Below are 11,281 nucleotides of genomic sequence, written 5' to 3' on the forward strand. Positions count from 1 at the left end.
GATGGTTCACGGACGGAAGCGGCAACGCCTTCTTCCCGGTTGTCTGGTCGATCTACACGGTACTTAGCCTCGTAGCGTTGGTCTTCGTGATCCAGGATTGGCGGGCCGACCGGCGAGGCCGTCAGGACGACGCAGGCTGACAGCCCCTAACCGAATGGCATCCGCTCATGCCGCATCCGATCGCGACAGGCAGAGCCACGCTTAACGCTCGTCTTGCGCCACCACCCGACGCGTTGCCTCGTCGATTGCCCCGATGACGTGATCGGCGATGGTGTCGGCAAGCCAGTCCACTTCTTGTTGGCCCTGGGGCGGTCGACGGAGGACGTCCGCGTCCTTCAAGCCCGCATGAACTGCCCTGTGGATGACCACCCAAGCATGATCAGTCACCGAGCGAGGTGTCGCACGCCGAGAGTTTCAGGGCGTCCCGTCATGCCGCGATTCGCTAGTGCCGATGTGAGGACGAAGCTCAGCAGTGGTTCGCTCGCTCAGTTCTGGGGGGTGTAAGCGCGGTCGCGTGGGGTGACTGCTCAGCTGTCGGCGATAGTGGGGGGCTGAACACGGTCGCAACCTTTTGCGGGGCTGGTGCGTGATGGGTGTAGGAGCACGGCTACCCACGGGGACGGAGAGGCGATGACGTCAGCGTCTGACCTGGAGTTCGTGGAGTTTGTGCAAGACGCCTCGCCACGGCTCCTTCGGGCGGCATGGTTCGTCTGTGGCGATCCCGTCCAGGCCGAGGACTTGGTCCAGGCGGCGTTGGAGAAGGTGTACCTGAGGTGGCGCCGGATCGACCGCGGAGCGGCCACCGCCTACGCCCGAAAGGTGCTGTTCAACCAGCACATCGACACCCGCCGCCGGCGCTCGCGCGAGGTTCTCACCGACCAGATGCCCGAACGGGCTGGGCCGGCATCCGGCATTGAAGACACCGGCTACCTCGTGCGGGCTCTTGCCGAGCTCGCACCTCGCGAGAGGCAGGTCGTGGTCTTGCGGTACTACTGCGACGTCTCCGAGCAGGAAGTTGCGGCGACCCTGGGCATCGGTGTCGGCACCGTCAAAAGCAGCGCCTCACGAGGCCTGGCCAAGCTCCGCGAAGCCTTGATCGCGCAGGGAGAACGCCATGACTGACGACATCACCACCCACTTCCACGAGGCCGAGACCCCAGCAATGGGCGTGGACCCGCACGCCGTCCTGGCCGGTGGTCGCCGCCGGCGCCGTCGACGCGTCGCGGTGGCCGGATCGGTCGCTGCCGCACTCGCTGTGGCTGCGGTCGCCACGGTAAGCGGGCTGGGAACCCGACACGACGTCACCCTGCCCGCAAAGACCCCGAGCACAGCAGCCTCGCCGGTGACCCCGACGACGTGGACCCTCGACATGGCCAAGACCACGCTGGACGAGATGAACCTGACCAGCCCTCCAAGTCCGCAGTACTTCCTCGACGTGGAAGCAGCACTGGATGCTCACAATGTGCCAAACCAGCCTCAGCGCCCGCTGAGGTGGTATGCCCCCGGCGACACAGCCGACACCCTGGCGGCGAACAAGCCCCTTCCAATACTCGGCGCAGGAATCCAGATCATCACCACCCGCCGGGCCCCAGGGGCGGTGGCCTCCAAGGACCACTGCACGGTCTTCGGTGGGGACCCCAAGCCACTGCTGGTACAGCCGCCCGCGGACCGATGCACGATCACCCGCCTTGCCGATGGCGTGCTGGTCGTGGTGGACGCCTCATCGCTGCCGACCACGGCCCGAGACCCTGCCACTGACCAGTACCAAACTGCGGTCACCCAAGCGGTCTTCGACACCGGCGACGCCGTGGTCAGCGTGACGACCTGGGTCCAGGACACCCCAGGAGCCAGCAAGGTCGCCGACCCCCACCCAGTCGACGCCGCAACCCTCGCCGAGTTGGTCCAAGATCCAAGAATGCGCTGGTGACCCCTCCCGCCCAGCGACTGCCACGCGACCTACTCCTGGCCGGACTCCGCTCAAGTGAGCCGGCAACCCGAGCTCCTACTCGTCGGTTCGATCCGTCTACCGAATATGCCGCTGATCGGTGGTGCCGCTAAGCGGAAGTCCGGGTCCGGTCGCAGATGGCCGACGGCTGGACACGTGCCGAGCACCACGCCTGCCGGAATCCCTCGATGCAGCGCGGCTAGGCATGGGGCATGCTGCGCGCATGGGGCTTCTCGTGCATCTCACTTGGGGCGACTCGTGGCGCCGCCCGAAGGAGGGCCTGGGCAGGGTGGTGGATGCAATCCAGAAGATGTCGACCAACATGCCGAAGCCGGTGGATGCGGACGACCCGTCCGTCGACATCTACATCTACGTCTCGGGCGCCGTCTGGCAGCACGAGGATGAGGGGTTCAAGCTCGGGACTCTGAACGCCCGCGGCCGCAACTGGTTGCGCATCATGATCTACGTTCCTGACCACCTCACGGGGCATGAAGAATCGGAAACGTACTTCACGAGGACTCTCGAGGACGTAGCTGTCGCCGTCGAAGCACGGCTACTCAAGAGGCGGCCGGGTTGGCCCATCGACACCTTGGTGGAGCAGATCCGCCAGTTGAAGCCGACCGCCTGAACGTCCCGTCATGCCGCGGTTCGCTGGTGGCGAGGGTCGAGTGTGATCCACTGGCCAGCCACCCGCGGTTTACAGCGGCTCTTGCTGCGGTGGAGCACCATTAGGTTTGGGGCATGTCACAAGAGCTCTGGGACCGCGAGGCGGCTTCCTTCGACGATGAGCCGGACCACGGTCTGGCAGACCCGACTACCCGTGCAGCGTGGCGCGACCTACTGCTCGAGGTCCTACCGGCCGCACCCGCTCGGATAGCCGATCTTGGCTGCGGTACCGGCACCCTGACGCGGTTGCTCACGGACGAGGGCTATGCCGTCGACGGCCTCGACTTGTCGCCGCAGATGATCAACCGGGCGCGCGCGAAGGTCCCCCAGGCCACCTTTGTGGTCGGCGATGCTTCCGATCCGGCCCTCGGACCGGCCACCTACGACGCGGTTCTGTGCCGGCACGTGCTTTGGGCAATGCACGACCCGGCGGCAGCTGTAGCCAGATGGGTGGACCTTCTCGTTCCGGGCGGCAGTGTCGTGCTCGTTGAGGGCAGCTGGGCTACGGGGGCCGGCCTGACCGCAGTTGAGGCTGAGCGCATCGTCCAGACAGTTCGCAGTCAAGTGACCGTGTTGCCCATGCCCGAGGCGGTGTACTGGGGCAAGGAGATCGAAGACGAGCGCTATCTGCTGGTGAGCCGGAACTGAGAACGCAAACGGGCCTGAAACGCACTCACATGCCGCACTCGGCGCAGTCGTTTGCCGATCGGATTCCCACGGAGTGCTTGCGGCGCGGCCCTTTGGGAGGGTCGCCGTCTCTGAAACGCCCTGAATTGCCGCTCATCGTGCCGATTCTCGGCGTCCCGTTCCTCATCGGCATAGCGGTTTCTGGGTGCTTGGTTCCCCCGCGATTGTTCAGGCGCCACGCTGCAGGTCGGCTACCTGATCGCGCGCGGTGAACCCAGCCGCCAGGTAGGTGGACAGGGCCGACGTGTTGGAGCTCTCGGCGCACACGATGGCGCTTGAGGACCGCATCTCGCGCAGAGCCGACGCGGCGGCCACCGTGATGGCCACCCCATAGCCGCGTCCGCGGTGGTCTCGGGAGACCCCCATGGGCTCGATGAGCCCGGGGCGACCTGGCCCAGCCGACCACACGGTAGCAACGGCGACGGCGTCGTCATGGTCGTCGAATGCGGCCAGGCTGGTGGCCCGTTGGTAGAACGGGCCGTTGGCCATGGTCAGCCACCAGTCGCGGAAGTCACGCCGGTCCTGCTCGGTGAAGGGTGTGCCCTTGAACGCCGACCAGTGGACGGCGACCCAGGAGTCGACCCGGTCCGGCCCGATGGTCTCGATGCGCACCCTAGCTCTGACGATCAGGTCCTCATCCACGGCGCTGGAGAGGTCACGATGCAAAGGCGTCCACGGCTCATCGGGTCTCCACCCTGCCTGCGCGAGCAGCCCGGCGAAGCGCATGGCCCCTCGCGCTTCGACGATGGCGCCACCTCCAGCAAGAACTCCACGTTGTGGGTCCTGGACGTCGGCGACCAGCTGCCGGGACAGCTCCTCGTCCTCGCGCACCTCGGGGTCGACAGCCATCCGCAGCAGCCCGTCAGGACCGTCCAACAGTCCGATGGCCAGGACCTGGCCCTCTCGTGACCAGACCCGCAGCGAACCGGCCGTCGCGGCCGCGCCTCTCAAGGAGTGCCAACCCAGATCACCGGGGTGCAGATGCAGGGGCCCCCCGTCGTACTGCCACCCGCTCAGGATGTCGGCTACCTGCTCGAGATCCTGAACCCCCGGCGTGCCCATCACGATACTCACGCGTTGAGCCAACACCAGAACGCCCCTTGGCGCAGCCGAATCTCCGTCAACGGCAACAGCGGACACCTTTACTCACACGCCGCGATCCGCTCGTGCGACTCCTAGCGCTGCGGGGCGCCGGTTTCGTGTCTCGAGGCTCCAGCCTGGGATCGCTCGAGTCGCCAGATTGACACTTGAATCAAGACAGCAGCTACCAGCAGCCCCCAACCGAGCCAAGCAAGCCGGGACCCTCGATCCTCAGACCACCAAATTAGGTAAAGCGGAAAAAGGAACGGCAAGGTCACGTCCCAGAAGGTGCCCGCACGCCAAGTAGGAACGAACTCCTCGTTGGTTCGGAGTAGAAGGTCACGTATGGCGTAGAGCGTCAGAGCCCCAAGCCCGCAGCCCATAAGCCAGTCCCACCAGTTTGAACTCTCGTCGGAGAGCAGCAGATAGCAGGCGGCAGCAGCCGCACTCAGCGCCACGACGACCGATGCCCGCTGTAGGTGACGCGGGAGCGTCCTGCTCTCGACCATGGAGACATGCTGTCAGATGCGCTACGCGTGCAAGCGATAACCAAATGGCACGACACGCCCACGTCCGTGCTTCAACAAGTCTGGCCGAACATCCGGTCTTGCCGCGGACAGTGCCGCGCGGCTCGAGGCTGCTGACTCTCGCATTCGCCGCGGCCTTCATCGGCATTCCGCCGTGACAGCCGACTTCGGGGGCACAGCCACTTGTTGGCGCGTGGGTGGTAGCAGAATGGCAGGGTGTCGCTTCGGGAGTACCGCACGCGGCTCCGGGGTGCCACCGATCGCGCAGACTCTCCGGCCCTGGTGGAGCTGTTGACGTTGAGCCCGTGGCCCAAGGATGCGCTGCAGCTGGTCGGCGACGCCATCCTCGTCGTTGTCGCCAGCGATGCGACCGACGCGTTGGCGATGGCGCGGCGGTGCGTTGCCGCCCTGGAGGAGCGCGGCTGGGAAGGCGATGCCGAACTGGCTGCCGCGCTGGCGTCAGCCGGCAACGACGGCCCGCCGCCGATGCTTCGGCCCGTGCCGGTGGACCTGGACGAGCTGGCCTCGGTTTTGGAGGGCGACCCGGTGCACGGGGGCGGCCGGCTTGATCTGCGGACCGGTGAGGTATGGCCACAGGCCGTCGTCGACGACTTCGATGACGACGAGGAAGAAGACGACGACGACGACGAGGAGGAGGAGGAGGACGACTCGCGCTGGTTGTGGGTGGACCCGCAGGGTTCACGTGCAGGGCACCGCGACATGGAACTGTTCATCGGCACTGTCGAGGACCCCGCCCTGGCCGACCGTCTGACCACTGCGGTTGCTGGGCGCGGCGCGTTTCGCCGCTTCAAGGACGTCATCGCCGCCGACCCGGCCGCCGCCGATCGGTGGTACGCCCGCAGCGAGGATCGGCTGCGGGGCCGCGCCCGCTCTTGGCTCGCCGCGCAGGGTTACAGCCCGATCCGGGCCCGCCAGCCCTGATCTGGCCAGCCGCACGGTCATCCTCATCATCTCGACTACACCGAGCACGCCCGCTGCTCTGCTCCTGAGCACCGATTCATGAGCGCTCGGCCTACCCGACCGTGCATCGCCGTGCGCTCGCACCTGCCGGTACGTCCCCACCTAGAAGTCCGAGATCTCATGGCCCACACACCTCATACACTCCGGGCTCCGGTTATATCGTTGTGACGAAGAGATCCGCACCCACGGGCCAGGAGGGACGTCGTGAAGAACCCTGAGTCGGCGGAGCCCGCGGAGGCGTCCGCGCCCCCCGCGACGACCCGAGCGCGGCCCGCTCCACGAGTACCGGGCCAGGTCGTCGAGTGCGGGTGGTGCGGGGCGGAGGTGGCCGTGCCGGCCCGCGGCCGCGTGCCCAAGTGGTGCTCGGGGACGTGTCGGCACCGGGCGTGGGAGCAGGCGCGCGCTGCCGCGTCCGGGCGTGCGGCCGTGACCGTGGTGGACCGCGTCGTGGAGACGGTACGGACCGAGACCGTGGTCCAGCACCACCGGACGACGGTGCCCGTAGCCGTCCATCCCGCGAGTGCCCACGAGTGGGCGCGGCTGCTGGAGGAGCTCGCCGTCGGGCTGGACACGGGACGGGTCTACAACCGCGACCTGCCGGTGCTGATCCCGGCGGCCAACGCGCTGATCGACGCCCTCGAGCGACGGATCCAGCGCCGTTGACGAGCCCGCAATGTGTCAGCCAGGCGGCTGGCGACTCCCCGCTGGTTCCGCAGAGGCGGCGCCCCACAGTGCCCCACCCATCCGCCGGGCCGCCTCATGCCGGAGCTCGTCAACGGCGTGGACGTAGCGCTGCGCGGTGGCCAGCTCGGTCCAGCCCATGATCGCCATGACGGTGCGGATGTCGACGCCCTGAAGCAGCAGCAGGGTGGCCGCGGTGTGCCGGGCGTCGTGCAGGCGCACCTCGCGCACCTCGGCGTCGCGCAGGATCTGCTTCCAGTCGCGGTAGTCGGCATGCGGGTCGATGAGCGCGCCCCAGTCGGTGCAGAAGACGAGGTCGTGGGTGTGGTCCCAGACGTTGGCCCGCTCCAGCTTGAGCCGCAGCTGCTCCGTCCGGTGGGCGCGCAGCTCGGCCACCAGCGGCGGCGGCAAGGCCACCGAGCGCCGGGACGAGCGGGTCTTGGGCTCGACCAGCACCAGTCCCCCGTCGCGTCGCTGTGGGCACTCGGCGCCGCGGGTGTGGCCGCACGCCGGCTCCGCCCGCCGTCGAGGGCTGCAGCCGTGGCTCCACGTGCGGCGCTGCACGGCACGTCGCACCCTCAGCACCCCGGTGTCGAGGTCGACGTCGTCCCACATCAACCCGAGTGCCTCCCCCTGGCGCAGCCCCAGGGACAGCGCGACCGACCAGCGAGCCCCGTTCAGCCGTTCCCGCGACGCCCGCAGGATCGCGCGGCACTCATCCGCGGTGAGCGGTTCGATCTCGGTTCGCTCGACCCGCGGCGGCCGTGCCAGGGCCGCGGGGTTGGTCAGGAGCCGCTGGCGCCGGACAGCCTCATTGAGGCTGGAGCGCAGGACGCGGTGGACGCCGTGCACGACGTGGGTTGACCGGCCGTCGTCGATCAGCTGGCGGTAGAGGCGCTCCAGGGTCTCGGGCCGCAGCTCGGTCAGCCGCGCGGGTCCGATGGACGGGATGACGTGGACGCGCAGGTGGCTGGCGTACCCGGAGCGGGTCTTCCACCGCACCGACAACGGCAGGATCTCCTCGAGCCAGTGCTCGAGCCACTGCTCCACGGTGATGTTGTCGAGGAGCCAGAGCTGCTGGCCGCTCTCGCGTGCGTTCTCCAGCTCGCGCACGGCGGTGTCGAGCTCGCGCTTGGTCGCCCGGCTGAGGTGGCGGCGGTCGCGCTCCCCGTCGAGGCGGCGCCCGACGGTGACCCTGGCGTGCCACCGGCCGTCGGCGCCGCGGTATCTCGTCGTGGCGCTGTCGGCCGTGCTGGCCCGTGGCCTACCGCGCATCGGGCCTACCCCGCATGGGGATCGCGCAGGGACGCGACGAACCGGTCGAGCTCGGCGCGCTCGACCCGTACGGAGCGACCGAGGTGAACCGCGCGCAACCGGCGATCCGAGATCTGGCGCTCCACGCTGCGGCGCGTCCAGCGCAGCTGGGTCGCGACCTCGTTGAGGTTGAGCAGGAGGGTGGCCTGGGTGTGAGGTGCGGTGTCCATGACCCCGAAAGCCGCGAGGAGTGGGTCGTGTGGTCAGTCACGACCCGATTCGTTGTGCTCACGACCTCAGTGTCACCCCACGCGACCCGAGCACTCCGGCGCGAATTTTGGGGCCCATTTTGGGGCCCACGCCCTCATCCGGGGCCCTCCGGATGCCGGGCACGAGTAAGCCCCCGACAGCGTTTCCGCTGGTCGGGGGCCCGTCGTCTGTCTCAACACAGAGTGCGCCCGAAGGGATTCGAACCCCTAACCTTCTGATCCGTAGTCAGATGCTCTATCCGTTGAGCTACGGGCGCCTGTTGAGCCTGTCGGCGCAACGATCGGCAAGCATACGCGAGCACCCACCCGCACAAGAAATCCGTTGTATGCCGCCCGCTCGCGCAACCGAGGTCGGCATCCCTGTGCATGCGTAGCCGTCCACAGACGGCGTGCCCGTGGCAGTGGCGAGGGGCGACAGGTCGGCCCCAGGGCACACCTCGCGCTCAACCCGGTTGCGGGGGGCTGCACGACGCCGCCATCCTTGAGGCGTGAACGCATCGGCGGCATTCGTGCACCACCACCTGGAAAGGCGGCTACCGCTGCCCCACAGGAGGTCACCATGTCCCGTCTCTACTACCGCCGTCGGTTCCTGAACCGGCGCGGACATCACGCCGGCGCCTACGCCATCGCCCAGGTCGACCTCGAGCGCGCCCGAACCCACGCGGCGAACGCGGACACCGACACGGACGCGGACGCGGACGAGTCCGCCAGTGTCGACGCACAGCTGAACCTGGCTGACTGCCAGCGGATGGTCACGCTGGACTTCTACGCGGACGATCGCGACTCCGCGCGCAACGCCCTGCACAAGGCGCGCCTGCTCCGAGAGATCGTGAACGGGTTCGTGGACGCCCTGGAGGAAGCCGTGGAGAAGGCCGACCTGACCCACTGAGAATGCCGCTCCACCGCCGGGCAGTCATACGCGCTCGCGGTCCGGGCACGGACGGCACTCCCCGAGGCGTCCGGCGACCCCCCGACGAATCCGCAGGTCGGAGGGTGTGTGAGGGACCTCATAGATGCGGAAAGGTTTCCGCCGTCCTGCCTGTCCGCTCGACCTCCTACGGTGGACAAACGGTTCCTTCAGGAGCCGCGACCACGGACTCGCCTCACGAGGCAAGACGCGTCTCACGATGCGAGTACCGTGATCACTCCAGCAGGTCAGTCGTCGGATCCCCTTCCGAGGTGGCTCCGGCGCTGGCCGGGCCCACAGCCGAGCACACGCTCGGAACCGGAAGGACAACGGACGCAGATGACCGCACCCGCCGCACCCGTTCAGGGCACCACGCACGCAGGCCTCCAGGCCTGGGTCGACGAGGTCGCCGCGATGACCACCCCCGACGAGGTCGTGTGGGTGACCGGGTCCGACGAGGAATGGACCCGGGTCACCGACAAGCTCGTCGCCGCCGGCACGTTCATCAAGCTCGACGAGGCCAAGAAGCCCAACAGCTTCTATGCCGCCTCCGACCCCAGCGACGTGGCCCGTGTCGAGGACCGCACCTACATCTGTTCCGTGGATGAGAAGGACTCCGGGCCCACCAACAACTGGATGGACCCGAACGAGATGAAGGACCTCATGCGCGGGCTCTATGCCGGCTGCATGACCGGCCGCACGATGTACGTCATCCCGTTCGTCATGGGTCACATCGAGTCCGAGCACCCGATGTTCGGTGTCGAGATCACCGACTCCGAGTACGTCGTCGCGTCGATGCGGGTCATGGCCCGCTGCGGCACTCCTGTCCTCGAACGGATCGAGGAGCTCGGCGAGGACGCGAAGTACGTCCCTGCGCTCCACTCGCTCGGCGCCCCCCTCGAGGACGGCCAGCAGGACGTGAAGTGGCCCTGCAACCCGGAGAAGTACATCGTCCAGTTCCCCGAGGAGCGGATGATCTGGTCCTACGGCTCGGGCTACGGCGGCAACGCCCTGCTCGGCAAGAAGTGCTACTCCCTGCGCATCGCCAGTGTCATGGCGCGCGACGAGGGCTGGATGGCCGAGCACATGCTCATCCTCAAGCTCACCTCGCCGGAGCAGCAGGTCTACTACATCGCGGCCGGCTTCCCCAGCGCCTGCGGCAAGACCAACCTGGCGATGCTCAAGCCGACGATCCCCGGCTGGAAGGTCGAGACCCTCGGCGACGACATCGCCTGGATGCGTTTCGGCAAGGACGGTCGTCTGTATGCCGTGAATCCCGAGTTCGGGTTCTTCGGCGTCGCTCCCGGAACCAACGAGCACACCAACCCCAACGCCATGGCCACGATCAACAAGGGCAACTCGGTCTTCACCAACGTGGCCCTGACCGACGACGGCGACATCTGGTGGGAGGGCCTGGAGAACACCCCGGCCCACGCCACCAGCTGGAAGGGCGAGGACTGGACCCCTGAGAAGGGCGCGGCCGGCGAGCTGTCGAGCCACGCCAACAGCCGCTACTGCACTCCCATCAAGCAGTGCGACATCCTCGCGCCCGAGTACGACGACCCGCAGGGTGTGCCCATCTCCGCGATCTTCTTCGGTGGGCGCCGCAAGACGACCGTCCCGCTCGTCACCGAGTCGCGCGACTGGACCCACGGCACGTTCATGGGCGCGACGCTCTCGTCCGAGACGACTGCCGCTGCCACCGGTGAGGTCGGTGTGGTCCGCCGCGACCCGATGGCGATGCTGCCGTTCATCGGCTACGACGCCGGCGACTACTTCCAGCACTGGATCGACATCGGCAAGAGCGCCGACGCGAGCAAGCTGCCCAAGATCTTCTACGTCAACTGGTTCCGGCGCGACGAGGAGGGCAACTTCGTGTGGCCCGGGTTCGGCGAGAACGCCCGTGTCCTCAAGTGGGCCATCGAGCGCATCGAGGGCAAGGCCGCCGCGGTCGAGACCGCCATCGGCCACGTCCCCACCCCCGAGTCGATCGACACCGACGGCCTCGACATGGACCCGGCCGAGCTCGCCAAGGCGCTCACGGTCGACAACGAGGAGTGGAAGGCCGAGATCCCGCAGATCGAGGAGTGGTTCGCCAAGTTCGGTGACAACCTCCCGACCGCGCTGCAGGTCGAGCTCGACGGCCTCAAGGCTCGCCTCGGGGTCTGACCCACCCACTCCCACCATTTCCGCCCAGTCACAGAAACGGAGTGTTCGGCCCGGAACCGTCCCGGGCCGAACACTCCGTTTCTTGGTCCGAGCCCTTGGGCGCAGCCCCGACCGC

General features: G+C 67.8%; 11 protein-coding genes and 1 tRNA gene. 8 read left to right on the top strand and 4 right to left on the bottom strand.

What is annotated here, in order from left to right; genetic code table 11:
• The first annotated feature begins 630 nt into the window (after positions 1-630).
• The 4 genes from ACFQW8_RS06135 (at position 631) to ACFQW8_RS06150 (ending at position 3,259) form a co-directional block, all read left to right on the top strand.
• Positions 631-1,122, top strand: a complete 492-nt coding sequence (locus ACFQW8_RS06135; RefSeq protein ID WP_380086091.1) for a SigE family RNA polymerase sigma factor — start codon at positions 631-633, stop codon at positions 1,120-1,122.
• Positions 1,115-1,927 (top strand): hypothetical protein, encoded by an 813-nt coding sequence (locus tag ACFQW8_RS06140; RefSeq protein WP_380086092.1) that lies wholly within the window; start codon positions 1,115-1,117, stop codon positions 1,925-1,927. Before ACFQW8_RS06135 ends, ACFQW8_RS06140 begins: the two co-directional genes overlap by 8 nt.
• Before the next feature lie 241 nt (positions 1,928-2,168).
• The gene (locus ACFQW8_RS06145; RefSeq protein WP_380086093.1) at positions 2,169-2,573 is read left to right on the top strand and encodes a hypothetical protein; all 405 of its coding nucleotides are present in this window, start codon (positions 2,169-2,171) and stop codon (positions 2,571-2,573) included.
• A gap of 113 nt (positions 2,574-2,686) precedes the next feature.
• Positions 2,687-3,259, top strand: coding sequence for a class I SAM-dependent methyltransferase (locus ACFQW8_RS06150; protein ID WP_380086094.1), 573 nt, complete (start codon positions 2,687-2,689; stop codon positions 3,257-3,259).
• A 207-nt stretch (positions 3,260-3,466) separates the two neighbouring features.
• Here ACFQW8_RS06150 and ACFQW8_RS06155 read toward each other — a convergent pair whose 3' ends face one another.
• Positions 3,467-4,372: a GNAT family N-acetyltransferase gene (locus ACFQW8_RS06155; protein WP_380086095.1), complete on the bottom strand. Its 906-nt coding sequence runs from the start codon at positions 4,370-4,372 to the stop codon at positions 3,467-3,469.
• A gap of 749 nt (positions 4,373-5,121) precedes the next feature.
• Between ACFQW8_RS06155 and ACFQW8_RS06160 the strand changes: the two genes are divergently transcribed.
• Together ACFQW8_RS06160 and ACFQW8_RS06165 are read left to right on the top strand one after the other, a co-directional pair.
• Positions 5,122-5,847, top strand: a complete 726-nt coding sequence (locus ACFQW8_RS06160; RefSeq protein ID WP_380086096.1) for a UPF0158 family protein — start codon at positions 5,122-5,124, stop codon at positions 5,845-5,847.
• A 243-nt stretch (positions 5,848-6,090) separates the two neighbouring features.
• Positions 6,091-6,549 carry a hypothetical protein gene (locus ACFQW8_RS06165; RefSeq protein ID WP_380086097.1) on the top strand — a complete coding sequence of 153 codons (459 nt, stop codon included), beginning with the start codon at positions 6,091-6,093 and terminating at the stop codon, positions 6,547-6,549.
• A gap of 15 nt (positions 6,550-6,564) precedes the next feature.
• Here ACFQW8_RS06165 and ACFQW8_RS06170 read toward each other — a convergent pair whose 3' ends face one another.
• The 3 genes from ACFQW8_RS06170 to ACFQW8_RS06180 form a co-directional block, all read right to left on the bottom strand.
• Positions 6,565-7,842 carry a tyrosine-type recombinase/integrase gene (locus ACFQW8_RS06170; RefSeq protein WP_380086098.1) on the bottom strand — a complete coding sequence of 426 codons (1,278 nt, stop codon included), beginning with the start codon at positions 7,840-7,842 and terminating at the stop codon, positions 6,565-6,567.
• Between the two features lie 5 nt (positions 7,843-7,847).
• Positions 7,848-8,051 (bottom strand): helix-turn-helix domain-containing protein, encoded by a 204-nt coding sequence (locus ACFQW8_RS06175; RefSeq protein WP_380086099.1) that lies wholly within the window; start codon positions 8,049-8,051, stop codon positions 7,848-7,850.
• 223 nt (positions 8,052-8,274) lie between these two features.
• A tRNA-Arg gene (locus ACFQW8_RS06180) sits at positions 8,275-8,347 on the bottom strand.
• A gap of 302 nt (positions 8,348-8,649) precedes the next feature.
• Here ACFQW8_RS06180 and ACFQW8_RS06185 point away from each other — a divergent pair.
• Complete coding sequence (locus tag ACFQW8_RS06185; RefSeq protein WP_380086100.1) at positions 8,650-8,979, top strand: hypothetical protein; 330 nt, start codon at positions 8,650-8,652, stop codon at positions 8,977-8,979.
• 357 nt (positions 8,980-9,336) lie between these two features.
• The gene (locus ACFQW8_RS06190) at positions 9,337-11,166 is read left to right on the top strand and encodes a phosphoenolpyruvate carboxykinase (GTP) (RefSeq protein WP_380086101.1); all 1,830 of its coding nucleotides are present in this window, start codon (positions 9,337-9,339) and stop codon (positions 11,164-11,166) included.
• Positions 11,167-11,281 lie beyond the last annotated feature (115 nt).

The sequence above is a fragment of the Knoellia altitudinis genome, assembly GCF_042666355.1.
Taxonomy (GTDB): Bacteria; Actinomycetota; Actinomycetes; order Actinomycetales; family Dermatophilaceae; genus Knoellia; species Knoellia altitudinis.

What these genes read in the sequence shown, in the direction of transcription:
- ACFQW8_RS06135 (WP_380086091.1), top strand. Translation starts at nt 631, where the DNA reads ATGACGTCAGCGTCTGACCTGGAGTTCGTGGAGTTTGTGCAAGACGCC.
- ACFQW8_RS06140 (WP_380086092.1), top strand. Translation starts at nt 1,115, where the DNA reads ATGACTGACGACATCACCACCCACTTCCACGAGGCCGAGACCCCAGCA.
- ACFQW8_RS06145 (WP_380086093.1), top strand. Translation starts at nt 2,169, where the DNA reads ATGGGGCTTCTCGTGCATCTCACTTGGGGCGACTCGTGGCGCCGCCCG.
- ACFQW8_RS06150 (WP_380086094.1), top strand. Translation starts at nt 2,687, where the DNA reads ATGTCACAAGAGCTCTGGGACCGCGAGGCGGCTTCCTTCGACGATGAG.
- ACFQW8_RS06170 (WP_380086098.1), bottom strand. Translation starts at nt 7,842, where the DNA reads ATGCGCGGTAGGCCACGGGCCAGCACGGCCGACAGCGCCACGACGAGA.
- ACFQW8_RS06175 (WP_380086099.1), bottom strand. Translation starts at nt 8,051, where the DNA reads ATGGACACCGCACCTCACACCCAGGCCACCCTCCTGCTCAACCTCAAC.
- ACFQW8_RS06185 (WP_380086100.1), top strand. Translation starts at nt 8,650, where the DNA reads ATGTCCCGTCTCTACTACCGCCGTCGGTTCCTGAACCGGCGCGGACAT.
- ACFQW8_RS06190 (WP_380086101.1), top strand. Translation starts at nt 9,337, where the DNA reads ATGACCGCACCCGCCGCACCCGTTCAGGGCACCACGCACGCAGGCCTC.